This window comes from Citrobacter sp. KTE30, assembly GCF_000398825.1.
Lineage (GTDB): Bacteria > Pseudomonadota > Gammaproteobacteria > Enterobacterales > Enterobacteriaceae > Citrobacter > Citrobacter freundii.
This window is the reverse complement of sequence record NZ_KB976055.1, coordinates 63868-81114: the sequence shown is the minus strand read 5'-3', so window position 1 is coordinate 81114 and position 17247 is coordinate 63868. Positions and strand designations below refer to the sequence as shown.

The window sequence follows — 17247 nt, the reverse complement described above, 5'->3', positions numbered from 1 at the left end:
TCGAACAAAAATCAGATAGCCCAGCCGCCCGCGTAGAAGGCCACCAGCGCGATAGCGATAACCACCGTGCCGATGTTCAGCTTGCGCCATTCGCCAGAGACAAGACGGCCAATCACCAGGGTAGCAAAGCCAATCATAATGCCGGTAACGATGTTACAGGTCAGCACGATAAATACGGCCGTTACCAGACCCGCCATTGCGTCGACAAAGTCAGCAAAGTCGATTTTCGCAACGTTGCTCAGCATCAACAGGCCCACATACATCAGTGCAGGCGCCGTTGCGTATACCGGTACAAGATACGAGAGCGGAGAGAGGAACAGGATCAGCAGGAACAGGACGCCAACGGTGATCGCCGTCAGGCCAGTTTTACCGCCTGCCGCCGTACCCGCTGCGGATTCAATGTATACCGCCGCAGGAGCAGCGCCCACCAGACCAGAGAACACGCTGCTCAGGGAGTCGGTGGTCAGCGCTTTGCCGCCGTCGATAATCTGTCCGTCTTTATCCAGCAAATTCGCCTGTCCGGCTACGGCACGAATGGTGCCGGTCGCATCGAAGACGGCGGTCATAACAAGCGCCAGCACGCTCGGCAGAACGATAGGATTCAGTGCGCCCATAATATCCAGGCTGCCGATCAGCGAGTTGCCGTTTTCGTCGCTCAAAGACGGCATGGCAAAAATACCGGAGAAATGCACGGCCGGGTCGAAAATCAGGCCAACAATGGAAATACCGATAATAGTCAGCAGGATGCCGCCCGGTACTTTCAGTTTTTCGAGGCCAATAATCACCGCCAGACCAACCAGCGACATAATCACCGGGAAGGTATCGAAGTCGCCCAGCGCAACCGGCAGACCGTCCAGCGGATTCTTAATCACCAGACCAACGCCGTTTGCCGCAATCAGCAGCAGGAACAGGCCGATACCGATTCCCGTACCGTGCGCAACGCCCTGCGGCAGATTGCGCAGGATCCAGCTACGAATACCCGTCGCGGAAATGATGGTAAACAGGACGCCCATCAGGAACACCGCGCCCAGCGCAACGGGCACGCTGATATGTTGCCCCAATACCAGGCTGAATGCGGTAAACGCCGTCAGAGAAATGGCGCAACCAATCGCCAGCGGCAGATTTGCCCACAGGCCCATGACAATAGAACCGACGCCCGCGACCAGGCAGGTTGCCACAAATACAGCGGCAGGCGGGAATCCGGCTTTACCCAGCATCCCTGGAACCACAATAACGGAGTAAACCATGGCTAGGAACGTCGTTAATCCGGCAACGACTTCCTGACGAACGGTACTGCCGCGAAGCGAAATTTTAAACCAGGCGTCGAGTGAACCGCCGGTACGCGCTGAAGGCGTAGACATAGAAAACATCCCCTGAGAGTTTATTTTTTCGTCATTATGCGTGCTGGACAATCCACTGCCTGCTAAACGTTTTCTCCATGTGCCAGGTTTGCGTCATTAGGGGTGTCGCAAAAAAGCAAACGTTTAGCTCCGCGCATAAAAAACGGGTGGTAAAAAAAAGCAAACGATTATCCAGCGATCATACGCCGGTTTTCAACTGAACTTTGCCGCTTTTTACTCATTTCTTCTTATAACGCACAATAAACAACCAGTCGATGCGCAAACGTTATCGTCAATGCGCAATCTGGTAACAAATTTCGCCAGATTGTCGCAACAATCGTTCTTATTTTTCGCGCAAACTCGCGCAAGAAAACCGGTGAAGATGCGGTAAATTTTTTGGCTAAAAAATCATCGTTTCACTGGCAAATGGAGGGAGGTAGCTTACACTTACATTATCAACACAGGCCGGAACCTCCCCTAATGTGCTCGACTGAGGGGTGTTGATGTCGGGGGAAACCCTCCCGTGAACCAGCGGGATAGAGTGAAAGACGAAGACCGGAACCAAACTAAAGCGCCCTCTGTGGCGCTTTAGTTTTATACCCGTCATACTTCACGTTGCAGGTGTGTTGGCTGCGTTTACTCACCCGAATCACTTAGTTTACTAAGCTCATCGGGATTCGTGCTCTTGCCGCCTTCCCACAACGCGAATTATTTAGGGTATATATCCGTCATATATTTAAACCAATCAATCATCTTCCAGCAGACGCGCCCCGGTTCCTTGCTCGCCCAACTGATCGCCTGGGTTACGCAACGGGCAATCGCTGCGCGACAAGCAGCCGCAACCAATACATCCATCCAGCTCATCACGTAGCGACACCAAAGTATGAATGCGTCGGTCCAGCTCTTCACGCCATTGCGAAGAGAGCTGTTTCCACTCTTTAGCGCTAAGTGAATGTCCTTCAGGTAATACGCCCAGCGCGTCGCCAATCGTTGCCAGCGGGATCCCAATACGTTGAGCAATCTTGATAATCGCCACGTAACGCAACACATCACGTTTGTAGCGACGCTGATTACCGCTGTTGCGCATGCTGCTGATTAACCCTTTGCTTTCATAGAAATGCAGGGTCGAAACTGCCACGCCGCTACGCTTTGCAACTTCACCTGGCGTGAGCAGCGCTTTTATTCGGGGTAATTTCTTTTCCATAAATCGCTTTACCTCAAGTTAACTTGAGGAATTATACTCGCCCACAGACAAAACGACGAATCGAATACTGAGAAAGAGGCAGCCCTATGTCCCATCAGCAGATTATTCAGACCCTTATTGAATGGATTGATGAACATATCGATCAGCCGCTGAACATTGAGGCGGTTGCGAAAAAATCAGGTTACTCGAAGTGGTATTTACAGAGAATGTTCCGCACGGTGACGCGCCAGACGCTGGGTGACTACATCCGCCAGCGACGACTTCTGCTGGCGGCGGTTGAACTGAGGACGACTGAGCGACCTATTTTCGATATCGCGATGGATCTTGGTTATGTATCGCAACAAACCTTCTCGCGCGTGTTTCGCCGCGAGTTTGATCGTACCCCCAGCGATTACCGCCACCGCCTGTAAACTTATTGCCCGCTCTGCGTCAGTATGGCGGGCGACCGTTGTATCCAGTGCATGAACTCCTGCGACGGCAGCGCCTTCGCAAAATACCAGCCCTGACAATACTGTACGCCGCGTTCAAGCAGCCATTCGATTTGTTCCTTCGTTTCCACCCCTTCCGCAATCGTCTTCAGGTGTAAGCTTTGCGCCATCTCAATAATATGTTCGGCAATCAAGTGACTGGTGCTGTTAGTGGACAACGTGCTAATAAACGATTTGTCGATCTTCAGGATATCGACATTCAGCGCTGATAAATTATGCAGATTGGAATATCCCGTGCCAAAATCATCAAACGCCACTTCATAACCCGCCTTGCGGAACGCCTGGATTACTGGGGTCATTTTATGTACGTCTATGAACCCCCGCTCCGTCACTTCGACTTTAATTTGCTGGGCCGCCACGGAGTACTCACGATTTTTGTCGTTAATCAGAGCAATCAATCGGGATGAATGAAAGTCAGAAGCGGAAAGGTTAATCGAGATATAAAGCTGAGGATGCGCCGAAAGAAAATACCCCAAATCGTTGAATACCTCTTCAACGACATAATCCGTGATCCGCTCAATCATTCCCTCTTTTTCAGCCAACGGAATAAACTCCGTCGGGCTCATCACCTCACCTTTACAACCCGGCCAGCGCAGCAGAGCTTCAGCACCAACACATTGTCCATTCTTAATATCAATGATCGGCTGGTAATGCAGGCAAAGCTGACGTTTTTTGATCGCGCGTTTTAGTAAGCGCCGGGGAGATAAGTATTCCTGGCGCGTGCGCCACCACATTAGCAGTATCAGGATGCTGCAGATAATCCCGAAGGGAATGGTTAACGCCGCCTCGTGATAGAAAATCTGACTTACGCGGTTGTCTGAGGTCGACACAATGATCGCAATTGGGCGTTTTTCTGAATGCACGATGGTGTAAAAGCGATCGTCTTGTTGAAAGGTCGAGGCTTCACCGCGTACGAGAGGCGCGAATTGCGCAATATTTGCCGCTTCGCTGGCAGAGAAAAACGTATCTGTTACTGTGTCATATACGCCCCAGGACAGATCCGGATCATCTGACATGACTTCGCTGTAGGATAATGGATTTATGACTGCGACGTAGTTCCCACGTTGCATGTACGTCATTCTGTAGCCAGCGAAAAAAGGGGTATCGCGGTAGTAATAGATGGCGATATCCGGCGTACGTTTATAGTCTGCGGTCGGCATAATATAGGTAACGGGTGGCACCATCGACGTAGAGCACAAAAAATGATCGCCCTGCGCATAAATTAGCTCGCTGATATATAAACGACCGCGAATAATATTCAGCATACTTTTCTGATGTGCCGGGGTACACATCTTACCCTGATACAACTGGGCCATATCACGCGCCAAATCGGCTTGCAGGATTACCAATTCTGTTTTATTTAACACCAGTTGAGCAAATGAGCGGAGTTGATTACGGGTTTCGGACATAGCCCGAATTTGAGCAAACCATAATGCCAGCACCACGGGGAGCAATACCACCATGAATGTTCCCAGCAACTTCAGCAGCTTGCGTCGCGCACTGTGATTCATGTCAGCCTTATGTCCCTGTTTTGTCTATGCCAGTACCTGTCACGGCAGGATGCTATAAACACCAGCTAGTTAACTTGCATGAATCTATCAGTATTAGCAACAGACGTCTCTATGTAAAAGTCTGATAATAGTTGATGATGATATTATTTTTCCGTAAGGCAAACTTAAAGTTACGCTTATTTCACAACGTTATTATCCCTAAAACGTAAATTTTTTATGAGCACTATCCTGGTTGCATTTAAGAAATTCATTAAATTTTTTTAACACAAAATTTAGGATAAATTAAACCGGTGGTCTAAATGCACCTTTAAGATTGATTATTTAGTGTCAAAAGCCTTTTTGAATATAACCACACATTGAGAGTGGTTATGATCCTGTAAAAATAACGTCCAGCACTGGTGAACAAACGAGCACTTGTGATATAGTTCACAAAAATCATGTAACAGAAACAATGTTTCATTCATGTTATTGCCCGTCGATAGCCAGAGTACTACACCCTCGGTGAACACCCCCGCGCTGTCCTGGGCATCCAGACTTTCTGAGGACGTTTTTCATGGCAACGATAACAACTGGCGTGGTTCTTCTGCGGTGGCAATTACTCAGTGCAGTGCTGATGTTTTTAGCCAGTACGCTCAATATCCGTTTTCGTAAATCAGATTATATTGGCCTGGCCGTCATTAGCAGCGGTTTGGGGCTGGTTTTTGCCTGCTGGTTTGCGACTGGATTGCTCGGCATAACCCTGGTGGATATGTCTACTATCTGGAAGAACATTGAAACCGTGATGGTCGAAGTGATGAGCCACACACCGCCAGAATGGCCGATGGTGTTGAACTGATAACAACAGTGTGTCCGACCAGAATATACCCGGTCGGACACGGTTTTAAGCAATAACGATTCTACTGACGTTCCGGTAACCGTTTACCACTCCATACGGAACCCTGCGTTCACCTGCCAGTTCATATCAATGTCGCCTCCAGCCGATCTTTCCAGGTCAACATACAGTCGGGAGTTATTGTTCTGAGTGAGGTGGATATTGGTACCAATACCGTAGTTAATCCACGAGTCACTTCCTCCCTCGCGAACCGTCATGGACGCGTCTTTACCCCACACAGTGACATCACGATCGCCGGCAAACTCATGCAGCAGATCCAGCTTCACATAAATGTCGCTGTCCGGGCGTTCTTCAAATCGATAACCTCCTCGCAATCCGACACGACCGATCACGCTATCGATATCATTCTGACGAACCCGTAGTCCGCTGCTGGTGGTATAACGAGCCTCATCCAACCGGGTATACACGAGCTGCGCTTGCGGTTCGATGAAAGAGGATTCTCCCAGACTAAACTCACGACCGTATTCTGCGCTGGCGCTAATTGACCACGTACTGCTATCCGCCACCCCCATATTGCCGTACACATTTCGGTAGTTAAAATCACTCTCATGGCGGCTATATTTCAGCACCAGATCCAGGTAGTCCTGTTTCTCCGGACGGTTCCATGCAGCATAAAGTGAACCACCGTAGCTCTTGTTATCACCCGTGCCATAAGTAAAGTCAGCGTTACCTCTCATGTAATGCGCCGCAATGCCTCGCGTCCAGACTGATTGTTCACCTTCTTCTTTATTGTCATAACCAAGTTGCCAGAAGCTGTACAGGTTTTTGAAGTAGCTGCCATTATCGCTTTCCATTTCGCCGCCTTTATAGCGTATCCACAGACCATTTTGCTGTTGGTTCTGGCGTAATTCCCCTAAACGCTTATTCAGGCTGTCGATTTCGAGACGGGCGGTGGCCGCCGCGTAGTTTAACCCAGCATTGGCAATTGCGGTGTTGCTACCCGCACTGGCTTTCGTTGAAACCCCCGTGATATACCAGTTTGTGCCATACTGGCTTACCGGATCGCCTTCCCGAATATCAGAACGCAGTAGCGGTTTATAGTCGTATACATACTCGTTAGTGATATCGATTTTATCGTACGCTGCGAACGTCACATTGCTGGCGGCATCGGCAACCCAGATATCTTCTTGCAGATTGCTGAGCTTATTAATATTTAACGCCTCAATGGCATGAGTTCCCCCCGTGCTACTCTTAACGACCTCGATAAAGTCGCTCCCATTACGCCGCTGCTCATCGGTTTTATTTGTATTTACATCAATCAGGAAAATACCGTTGTTGCCTTTCAGATCGTGAATCTTCACGGTTTCGTTGATACTCTGATTGGTATGCAGGTTAAAACCATGCAGGTTTATCGTCCCGCCGTCTTGCAAGGTAATGGCGCTGATCTGAGCGTCTTTGCCATCCGGGATCCAGTAAGCATTATTCATCAGCGTCAGATTCAAATCTCCCGCCCATTTACCGCTGGCAGTTTCCAGGAAGTTCGCTTCATGCCCATGCCAGAATGACTCTGCACCATTGAGAGTAATATTCATCTGGCTGGTATTAGCATATATTTTATCGCCGAAGTCGATATTTCCTAACAAATTAACCTTGTGCTCACCTGACTGATTAATATTTACGACACCACCATCTTTAGCACTAACTGCATCACTTTTTGATGAGCCATCAGGATAACCACTATTGTTCTCCAGCAGTTCTTTGAAATTACTGGCGTATGTATTAATGTAAACATCGCCACCGTTAGCTGTAATAGTTGAACCTGCACCGCGCGCATAGACTCCATTATTTGCCAGCGTGGCGTCTTTCCCCTCGTTGCTGTGTTCAACCTCTGAACGAATGTACACATTACCGTTTACAGTGATATCCGCACCGCTTCCCGCATACAACGCAGTATTGTTATGTGTATACTTAGAGCCAATTAAGAAAGTGTTTTTCAGGCTAAAGTTATCGACGGTGACGTTGGTGTCCTGACCTTCGGCGGATAAGCCAAAAAAGGCCAGACCGGCGCGGTGTTCCTGTTGCGTAGTTCCGCTAATATTCACGTTGTAATTGCCAATTTGATAATCTCCCGCCTGGGCTTTGGTGATACTGCCAATCTTCACCTCAAGGCCATTACCTTCACCTCGCACAGGGTTATCAATATTTACCGTGATATCATAGCTTTTATCATCTGCAATCGTATCCTGAATGATGATCCCTTCCTGACCACCATTAACATCTATATAATTTAGTTCATAGTTTTTTGCACTCGCAAATCCGGCGCAAACCAACTGCGCTGCGGTAAATGATAGTGTAAAAGGTATTATTGCTTTCGGGTTTATCTTCCTGTGATACATAGTAAGCTCCATAACAAATAGTTTACCAACGCACTTATTAACACCCCACCAATAAAAAGCAGCCAATAATAAATATATTTTCATTAATGAAGAATTGATAAGCTAAAAGCATTATTTAAAGCCATGCATTAATTTGTCAATATTTACCACACAGCAAATTACATTTTTTTCTTTAAATTAATTTAATATTGCTCTCCAAAAACTATCTCAAACTGAAAAAATCAAAAGTGCAATATAAATCCATTAGTTATTATCGTCATTTTTAATGTTATCATTCGGTAATACCTACATTGATTTTCATTCCCTGTAACAATCAATAAATATTATCGAATATTAGCGTAAATCAGTTCGTATTAAATGAATAATAAAGCTGCGATGATAAACCAGAAAATACCGAATAATTAATTCTGAATAAGAGATGTAAAAAAACCCCGTCGCAACGGGGTTTTTTTACATTAGAACGTTAATGCGTTCAGCTATCTTAGAACGGAATATCGTCGTCGAAATCCATCGGCGGTTCGTTAGACGGCGCTGCCGGAGCGGACTGCTGCGGACGAGACTGCGCACCGCCGCTGAACTGATTGCCGCCCTGCGGCTGCTGAGGCTGACCCCAACCACCCTGCTGCTGGCCACCACCTGCCGGAGCACCACCGCCCTGACGACCGCCCAGCATTTGCATGGTGCCGCCAACGTTAACAACAACTTCAGTGGTGTACTTTTCTACGCCGGACTGATCGGTCCATTTGCGGGTACGCAGCTGACCTTCGATATAGACCTGGGAACCTTTACGCAGATATTCACTGGCCACTTCCGCCAGTTTGCCAAACAGCACAACGCGGTGCCATTCAGTCTGCTCTTTCATTTCACCGGTCGCTTTATCACGCCAGGATTCGGAAGTAGCCAGCGTAATGTTGGCAACTGCGCCACCATTCGGCATATAGCGTACTTCCGGGTCCTGGCCCAGATTACCGACGAGAATCACCTTGTTTACGCCTCTGCTGGCCATGATCGTGTCTCCTGAAAAACGTTACTGAATAAGTGTAAGCGCGGGATTGTAGCATTTCCAATAGCGCTTTTACTACGTTGCGAAGTTGATTCCAGTAAACAACCCCCGCCAGACATTGTTGCACAGGAACATGCGTTTTGCATTCCAATACTGTATATCCATTCAGGTCAGGTTGTGTCATAATTAACCGTTTGTGATCGCCGGTAGCACCATGCAGCCAGGCAAAAAAGCGTTTAATCCGGGAAAGATGAATGGATAAGATCGAAGTTCGGGGCGCCCGCACCCATAATCTCAAAAACATCAACCTCGTCATCCCGCGCGACAAGCTGATTGTCGTCACCGGGCTTTCGGGCTCAGGCAAATCTTCGCTCGCTTTCGACACCTTATATGCCGAAGGGCAGCGTCGTTACGTTGAATCCCTTTCCGCGTACGCGCGTCAATTTCTGTCGCTGATGGAAAAACCGGACGTCGACCACATTGAGGGGCTCTCTCCTGCCATCTCAATTGAACAAAAATCGACGTCCCATAACCCGCGATCCACGGTAGGTACAATTACCGAAATTCACGACTATCTGCGTCTGCTGTTTGCCCGCGTTGGCGAGCCGCGCTGTCCGGATCACGACGTTCCCCTGGCAGCGCAGACCGTTAGCCAGATGGTGGACAACGTCCTGTCCCAGCCGGAAGGCAAACGTCTGATGCTGCTGGCACCGGTAATTAAGGAGCGTAAAGGCGAGCACACCAAAACGCTGGAAAACCTGGCGGGCCAGGGCTATATCCGCGCCCGTATCGACGGCGAAGTGTGTGACCTTTCCGATCCGCCCAAGCTTGAGCTGCAAAAGAAACACACTATTGAAGTGGTGATTGACCGCTTTAAGGTACGCGACGACCTCACTCAGCGACTGGCTGAATCCTTTGAAACCGCGCTGGAACTGTCCGGTGGTACGGCGGTGGTGGCCGATATGGACGACCCGAAAGCGGAAGAGCTTCTGTTCTCCGCCAACTTCGCCTGCCCTATCTGCGGCTATAGCATGCGCGAACTGGAACCCCGCCTGTTCTCGTTTAACAACCCTGCGGGCGCGTGTCCAACCTGTGACGGTCTCGGCGTGCAGCAGTATTTCGATCCTGACCGGGTGATTCAAAACCCGGAACTGTCGCTGGCCGGTGGTGCTATTCGTGGTTGGGATCGCCGTAACTTCTATTATTTCCAGATGCTTAAGTCTCTGGCTGAACACTATAAATTCGACGTTGAAGCCCCATGGGCCAGCCTGAGCCCTACCGTGCATAAAGTGGTGCTGTACGGTTCGGGTAAAGAAAATATCGAATTCAAATACATGAACGATCGCGGCGATACGTCCGTACGTCGTCACCCGTTTGAAGGTGTGCTGCACAATATGGAGCGCCGTTATAAAGAGACGGAATCCAGTGCGGTACGTGAAGAATTAGCCAAATTCATCAGTAACCGACCGTGCGCCAGCTGTGAAGGGACGCGTTTACGTCGCGAGGCCCGCCACGTATTTGTTGAAAATACGCCGCTGCCCGCGATTTCCGACATGAGCATCGGTCATGCAATGGATTTCTTCAACAATCTGAAGCTTGCGGGTCAGCGGGCGAAGATTGCTGAGAAAATTCTTAAAGAGATTGGCGATCGTCTGAAGTTTCTGGTCAACGTCGGCCTCAACTACCTGACGCTATCGCGGTCGGCGGAAACGCTATCCGGCGGTGAGGCCCAGCGTATTCGTTTGGCAAGCCAGATCGGCGCGGGTCTGGTCGGTGTAATGTACGTGCTGGATGAACCGTCTATCGGTTTGCATCAGCGCGATAACGAGCGCCTGCTGGGTACGCTTATCCACCTGCGTAATCTGGGTAATACCGTCATTGTAGTCGAGCACGATGAAGATGCGATTCGCGCCGCTGACCACGTTATCGATATCGGCCCCGGCGCGGGTGTTCACGGTGGTCAGGTCGTCGCCGAAGGGACGCTCGACGACATCATGGCAGTGCCTGAGTCGCTGACCGGCCAGTACATGAGCGGTAAGCGCAAGATTGAAGTGCCTAAACAGCGCGTGGCGGCTGACCCAGAGAAAGTGCTGAAGCTCACCGGCGCACGCGGCAACAACCTGAAAGATGTCACCCTGACGCTGCCGGTAGGTTTATTTACCTGCATTACCGGTGTTTCCGGTTCGGGTAAATCGACACTGATTAACGATACGCTGTTCCCGATTGCGCAGACGGCGCTGAACGGTGCGACGCTGGCTGAACCTGCGCCGTATCGCGACGTTCAGGGCCTGGAACATTTCGACAAAGTCATCGATATTGACCAAAGCCCGATTGGCCGTACGCCGCGTTCTAACCCGGCAACCTACACCGGCGTGTTTACGCCAGTGCGCGAACTGTTTGCCGGCGTGCCGGAGTCACGTGCACGCGGTTACACCCCGGGGCGTTTCAGCTTTAACGTCCGCGGCGGACGCTGTGAAGCCTGTCAGGGCGACGGCGTGATCAAAGTCGAAATGCACTTCCTGCCGGATATCTACGTGCCGTGCGATCAATGTAAAGGCAAGCGCTATAACCGCGAAACGCTGGAAATTAAGTACAAAGGCAAAACTATCCACGAAGTGTTGGATATGACGATTGAAGAAGCACGCGAGTTCTTCGATGCCGTTCCGGCGCTGGCGCGTAAGCTGCAAACACTAATGGACGTTGGCCTGACGTACATCCGACTGGGTCAGTCCGCTACCACACTCTCGGGCGGCGAGGCGCAGCGCGTGAAGCTGGCGCGCGAACTGTCAAAACGCGGTACCGGGCAAACGCTGTATATTCTCGATGAGCCGACCACCGGTCTGCATTTTGCGGATATTCAGCAACTGTTGGACGTGCTGCATCAGCTCCGGGATCAGGGCAACACCATCGTGGTGATTGAGCACAATCTGGACGTGATTAAGACCGCTGACTGGATTGTCGATCTCGGTCCGGAAGGTGGCAGCGGCGGCGGCGAAATTCTTGTCTCCGGCACACCAGAAACGGTCGCTGAGTGTGAAGCCTCACACACGGCACGTTTCCTCAAACCACTGTTGTAATTACGCAACACTTATCAGGCCCACAGAACAGGCGTAAAGCTTGTAGGCCTGATAAGGCGCTTGCGCCGCATCAGGCAACGGTTGTACCTGATGGCGCTACGCTTAACAAGACCGTTCAGGGCTGCGTCAGTATCCGCCGTTTATCAGCAGGCAGCGTGTTCACAGCCTGCTGATAAGAGGCGTCAACCAGATAATAAATCTGTGAATCCGGTAGCGAGCCGTCCAGATACACCGTACTCCAGTGCGCCTTATTGAGATGCCTGCTTGGCCGAACATCGCTATGCTGCTGGCGCAACAACTCTGCCAGTTCTGGGCTGGTTTTCAGAGACACCGCCGGGCGTTCTTCCACCTCTTTTACCATGGCAAAAAGCACATCTTCGACTTTGATTTGCGTGGCCTTCCAGTCACTGTGAACGCTCTGCTCCGCGCCCATTTTTGCCATGCAGTATTGCAGCAACTCCGAATTCGTCATCTTTATTCCCCTTACCAGCATATTGCCTAATGAGAACATCATTTATTCAGTGTGCAGCAAGTCCGCAAAAGGTAAAAGCCAGCAATGTAAATTTGTTTAAAAAAACAGCAACCCGCAGCCAGTGTCCTCAATATTCCGAGTTGACGATCACCTCTTCACCAAACGTACCGGCCTGTGGCAGCGGCTTATAAGTGGAGTTAGAGGCGCGCAAAATGCGAATACCACGAATACCCACGTCGCGAGCGGCAGTGATGTCATTATCGGAGTCACCGTAAAACATGCGGATATTTTTATCCTGCAACCACTGCGTTTTGGTGTTCTGGCCCGGCTTATCGCCGGCAAAAATGACCGAATTCATATTGCCAGCCGGGATGTGAAAGTTATCAGACAACGTTTTCGACACCGTTTCAGTCTTCGTCTGGCTACGCCCGGTCACGAAAAAGATGCTGTCACCACGACGCACGTGCATATCAATTAGCTGGCGCGCGACTTCTTTTGGAATACTGAACTCGTCCCAGCCGTTATTCATTTTCTCCCAGAAGGCCGGATTCTTCAGGTAATCCTCACTGTCCGGAGAATACGTTTTTTTACCGCGCCAGAAGCCTGGGCTGGAAAAGAGGACTGTGTCATCAATATCAAACCCGACCGCCATCGGCGGACGTCCGGTCAGGCTGTTTTCAATTTGTGCCACGGAGACCCAGTGAATGGGAGCCTGCTCAGCGAGCTTTGCAACATTGGTGCCTGGATTGAGCTGAGAGGGAGAAGAAACGAGTGCCTGGGCTGGCTGATTTAGCGTGAACAATAAACAAACGGCACTCAGTGCCAACGTAAACTTGCGCATATTTTTCCCTAAGTAGTCAGTTAGTTATCATTTTTTTATTAACAACTGGTCAAAAAACTATCTGACCTTACCCCTTAGGGGGAGGGAAAGGAAGGATTTTCTCTGGTTTTGCTCTGGAAAAGGAGCACGATCACACAGGAAAACGTGCCTGATGGCACGACGCTTATCAGGCCTCCAAACGAAAATCTATATACCTTTGTAGGCCGGATAAGGCATTTCGCCGCCATCCGGCAACATTCAAAGCCGGTTACATGACGGCGGCAAATGCCTTTGCCACGCGCTGCACGTTACCGTGATTCAACCCAGCTACGCACATGCGACCGCTGGCGATCAGGTACACACCGAACTCATCGCGCAGGCGATCAACCTGGGCTGCGCTAAGCCCGGTATAGCTGAACATACCGCGCTGTTGCAACAGGTAGTCAAAGTTACGGCCCGGGATCTCTGCATTCAATACGTTAACCAGCTCCTGACGCATCGCCAGAATGCGGGTACGCATCTCTTCGACTTCTGCCAGCCAGCTGGCTTTCAGCGCGTCATCACCCAGTACCGCGGCAACTACCTGCGCACCAAAGTTTGGCGGGCTGGAGTAGTTACGACGCACCGTCGCTTTTAGCTGCCCCAGAACGCGGCTGGCAGTATCACCATCTTCACATACTACAGACAGTCCGCCGACACGCTCGCCGTACAAGGAGAAAATCTTCGAGAATGAGTTACTGACCAGAGCGGGCAATCCGGCGCTGGCAATGGCGCGAATCGCATAGGCGTCGTCTTCTATTCCACCACCGAAACCCTGGTAAGCAATGTCCAGGAACGGAATCAAATCGCGTGCTTTCAGGATCTCAATAACGCTATCCCACTGCGCAGGCGTTAAATCCGCACCCGTCGGGTTATGGCAGCACGGATGCAGCAGCACGATGCTGCGCGCCGGTAAGGTATTCAGCGTTGCCAGCAGGTCGTTGAAACGCACGCCGTTAGTCGTGTCGTCATACCATGGGTAAGTGCTTACTTCGAATCCAGCCCCCTCAAAAATCGCGATATGGTTTTCCCAGGTCGGATCGCTGACCCATACGCCAGAATCAGGGAAATAGCGTTTCAGGAAGTCTGCGCCAACCTTTAACGCACCGGAGCCGCCCAGCGTCTGAATAGTTGCGACGCGCTGCTGCTGGAGAACCGGATGATCTGCGCCAAACAGCAGCGGCGCAATAGTATGACGATACGTGTTCAGACCTTCCATCGGCAGATACAGCGAAGCACCATGCGGTTTGGCATTAAGTCGAGCTTCCGCTTCCGCCACCGCTTTAAGCTGAGGAATAATTCCGTCTTCGTTGTAATACAGGCCGATGCTGAGGTTCACTTTGTCGCTACGTGAATCTTCTTTGAAGCGCTCCATGAGCGATAAAATCGGGTCGCCGGCGTAGGCGTCAACTTTTTGAAACACGTGTGGTTCTCCAGGTTTACAGGCAAGGGTTAAGAACACAATAAACCGGAAGCGGGAGAAGATCGAGAGGATGTTGAGGGTAATATTGCCGGAAGGCGGCGTAACCGCCTGTCCAGCACATCATTCTGCTAATCGATATACTTCATCGCCACCCTTGAGGTCAGGCGCGTAATAAGTTCGTAAGCACTTACTTTCGTCATTTCAGCAATGCGTTCAACGGGCAGCCCCTCACCCCACAGAATCACCGAATCGCCGGCTTTATCCTGCGCTTCGGGGCCTAAATCGACGCAGATCATATCCATCGCAACGCGACCGACGATCGGCACTTCACGGCCATTGACCAGTACCGGCGTCCCAGACGGCGCCGCGCGCGGATAACCATCACCATAGCCCATTGCCACCACGCCCAGACGCGTGTCGCGCTCGCTCAACCAGGTACCACCATAACCAACCGGCTCGCCCGCTTTGTGCTCACGCACCGCAATCAGGCTGGAGGTCAGCGACATCACCGGCTGGCAGCCAAAATCAGCGCCGATAGAGTGGTTTTCCAGTGGCGACACACCATACAGAATCAGTCCCGGACGCGCCCAGTCGAAGTGAGACTGTGGCCACAGCAGAATACCGCCCGATGCGGCAATCGAACGCTGCCCAGGTTTGCCCTCGCAAAAGCTGTTGAAGATATCGAGCTGTTTTTCGGTCGCACCACATTCAGGTTCGTCTGCGCGCGCAAAATGGCTGACGATATTGACCGGCTGGCGCACATTTTCACATTGCGTTAGGCGCTGATAAAACGCCTCGGCCTGCTCAGGGCGTACGCCCAGGCGGTGCATACCGGTGTCGAGCTTCATCCAGACGGTAACGGGTTCAACCAGATTAGCGGCTTCCAGGGCTTCGAGCTGCTCCTGGTTATGGACGGCTGTATGCAGACGCTGCGCGGAAATAGTCGGCAGATCGGAGGCATCAAAAAATCCCTCCAGCAGCAGGATGGGCTGCGTGATCCCTCCCGCTCGCAACCGCAGGGCTTCTTCAAGACGAGCGACACCAAAAGCGTCCGCATCGGGGAGCGTTCGCGCGGTCTCTAACAGACCATGGCCGTAGGCGTTCGCTTTCACGACCGCAACCAGTTTACTGGCAGGGGCCAGTTCACGCAGACGTTGCAGGTTGTGTCGCAGAGCGCGGCGGTTAATGACTACAGTTGCCGCTTGCATTTGTATTCCTTAGAAATTACTCATCATCATATTGAGGACCGGCATAGTTGTCGAAGCGGGACCACTGTCCGTTAAACGTCAGGCGCACCGTACCGATCGGACCGTTACGCTGCTTACCAATAATAATTTCGGCGATGCCTTTTAAGTCACTGTTTTCGTGATAAACCTCATCACGGTAGATAAACATGATTAAGTCGGCATCCTGTTCGATGGAGCCGGATTCACGCAGATCCGAGTTAACCGGACGCTTGTCGGCGCGTTGTTCCAGAGAGCGGTTAAGCTGCGACAGCGCCACCACCGGCACATGCAATTCTTTCGCTAACGCTTTCAGCGAGCGGGAGATTTCTGCAATTTCCAGCGTACGGTTGTCGGAGAGTGACGGCACGCGCATCAGCTGCAGGTAGTCGATCATGATAAGTCCGATACCACCATGTTCACGGGCGATACGACGGGCACGCGAGCGCACTTCCGTTGGCGTCAGGCCGGAGGAGTCATCAATATAGATGTTTCGTTTCTCCAGCAAAATACCCATTGTTCCGGAAATTCGTGCCCAGTCTTCATCATCCAGTTGACCGGTACGGATTTTGGTTTGGTCTACGCGTGAGAGCGAGGCCAGGGAACGCATCATGATCTGTTCCGAGGGCATTTCAAGACTAAAGATAAGAACCGGCTTATCCTGCAACATCGCCGCATTTTCGACGAGGTTCATCGCAAATGTTGTTTTACCCATCGACGGACGCGCGGCGACGATAATTAAGTCTGACGGCTGCAAACCCGCCGTCTTTTTATTGAGGTCGTCATAACCGGTGTTCACCCCGGTGACGCCGTCGTGCGGCTGCTGGAACAGTTGCTCGATACGCGCGACGGTGGCGTCGAGCACATCAGTAATATTTTTCGGCCCTTCGTCTTTATTTGCGCGGCTTTCCGCGATTTTAAAGACACGGGATTCAGCAAGGTCCAACAGATCTTCACTGGAACGGCCTTGCGGATCAAACCCGGCTTCCGCGATTTCGTTCGCAACCGAAATCATGTCACGAACAACGGCACGTTCGCGGACGATATCCGCATAAGCGCTAATATTCGCCGCACTTGGCGTATTTTTAGATAACTCAGCCAGGTAAGCAAAACCGCCGACGCTATCCAGTTGTCCCTGAACCTCCAGCGACTCTGCCAGCGTGATCAGATCGATGGGTTTCCCCATCTCCTGCAGGCGATGCATTTCCGTAAAGATATGCCGGTGCGGCCGGGTATAAAAATCTTCCGCCACCACACGCTCGGCGACATCGTCCCAGCGTTCGTTATCCAGCATTAAACCGCCCAACACCGACTGTTCCGCTTCAATCGAGTGCGGCGGTACTTTCAGCCCGGCGACCTGGGGATCGCGCTCACGAGCATCAGTCTGTTGTTTGTTGAAGGGTTTATTTCCTGCCATAG

At 51.1% G+C, this 17247-nt stretch carries 13 protein-coding genes; 3 read left to right on the top strand and 10 right to left on the bottom strand.

Annotation, left to right across the window (positions count from 1 at the left end; genetic code table 11):
- Positions 1-11: 11 nt before the first annotated feature.
- Together ghxP and soxR are read right to left on the bottom strand one after the other, a co-directional pair.
- Positions 12-1361, bottom strand: a complete 1350-nt coding sequence (ghxP, locus tag WC1_RS22215; protein WP_003031735.1) for a guanine/hypoxanthine transporter GhxP — start codon at positions 1359-1361, stop codon at positions 12-14.
- A gap of 724 nt (positions 1362-2085) precedes the next feature.
- Positions 2086-2544, bottom strand: a complete 459-nt coding sequence (soxR, locus tag WC1_RS22220; RefSeq protein ID WP_003031733.1) for a redox-sensitive transcriptional activator SoxR — start codon at positions 2542-2544, stop codon at positions 2086-2088.
- Between the two features lie 86 nt (positions 2545-2630).
- Here soxR and soxS point away from each other — a divergent pair, with 86 nt between their 5' ends.
- Positions 2631-2954, top strand: coding sequence for a superoxide response transcriptional regulator SoxS (gene soxS / locus WC1_RS22225; protein ID WP_003031731.1), 324 nt, complete (start codon positions 2631-2633; stop codon positions 2952-2954).
- A 2-nt stretch (positions 2955-2956) separates the two neighbouring features.
- Here the strand turns inward: soxS and WC1_RS22230 are convergent, their stop codons facing one another.
- A complete protein-coding gene (locus WC1_RS22230; RefSeq protein ID WP_003841054.1) occupies positions 2957-4543 on the bottom strand; it encodes an EAL domain-containing protein in 1587 nt (528 codons plus the stop codon).
- Between the two features lie 553 nt (positions 4544-5096).
- On the opposite strand from WC1_RS22230, the gene WC1_RS22235 reads away from it, so the two are divergent.
- Entirely contained in the window at positions 5097-5378 is a 282-nt protein-coding gene (locus tag WC1_RS22235) for a YjcB family protein (RefSeq protein ID WP_003844730.1), read from the top strand.
- A gap of 83 nt (positions 5379-5461) precedes the next feature.
- Here the strand turns inward: WC1_RS22235 and WC1_RS22240 are convergent, their stop codons facing one another.
- Together WC1_RS22240 and ssb1 are read right to left on the bottom strand one after the other, a co-directional pair.
- Positions 5462-7771, bottom strand: a complete 2310-nt coding sequence (locus WC1_RS22240) for an autotransporter family protein (RefSeq protein ID WP_016149407.1) — start codon at positions 7769-7771, stop codon at positions 5462-5464.
- Between the two features lie 481 nt (positions 7772-8252).
- Positions 8253-8777 carry a single-stranded DNA-binding protein SSB1 gene (ssb1, locus tag WC1_RS22245; RefSeq protein ID WP_003826621.1) on the bottom strand — a complete coding sequence of 175 codons (525 nt, stop codon included), beginning with the start codon at positions 8775-8777 and terminating at the stop codon, positions 8253-8255.
- 251 nt (positions 8778-9028) lie between these two features.
- On the opposite strand from ssb1, the gene uvrA reads away from it, so the two are divergent.
- Positions 9029-11851, top strand: coding sequence for an excinuclease ABC subunit UvrA (uvrA, locus tag WC1_RS22250; RefSeq protein WP_003031720.1), 2823 nt, complete (start codon positions 9029-9031; stop codon positions 11849-11851).
- 115 nt (positions 11852-11966) lie between these two features.
- Here the strand turns inward: uvrA and WC1_RS22255 are convergent, their stop codons facing one another.
- The 5 genes from WC1_RS22255 to dnaB all read right to left on the bottom strand — a co-directional run bounded on the left by WC1_RS22255 (position 11967) and on the right by dnaB (position 17245).
- Complete coding sequence (locus WC1_RS22255; RefSeq protein WP_003031719.1) at positions 11967-12323, bottom strand: MmcQ/YjbR family DNA-binding protein; 357 nt, start codon at positions 12321-12323, stop codon at positions 11967-11969.
- A gap of 127 nt (positions 12324-12450) precedes the next feature.
- Entirely contained in the window at positions 12451-13164 is a 714-nt protein-coding gene (gene aphA, locus WC1_RS22260; RefSeq protein ID WP_016149406.1) for an acid phosphatase AphA, read from the bottom strand.
- 247 nt (positions 13165-13411) lie between these two features.
- Positions 13412-14605 (bottom strand): aromatic amino acid transaminase, encoded by a 1194-nt coding sequence (gene tyrB, locus WC1_RS22265; RefSeq protein WP_016149405.1) that lies wholly within the window; start codon positions 14603-14605, stop codon positions 13412-13414.
- 128 nt (positions 14606-14733) lie between these two features.
- A complete protein-coding gene (alr, locus tag WC1_RS22270) occupies positions 14734-15813 on the bottom strand; it encodes an alanine racemase (RefSeq protein ID WP_003844721.1) in 1080 nt (359 codons plus the stop codon).
- A gap of 16 nt (positions 15814-15829) precedes the next feature.
- A complete protein-coding gene (dnaB, locus tag WC1_RS22275) occupies positions 15830-17245 on the bottom strand; it encodes a replicative DNA helicase (protein WP_003826610.1) in 1416 nt (471 codons plus the stop codon).
- Positions 17246-17247 lie beyond the last annotated feature (2 nt).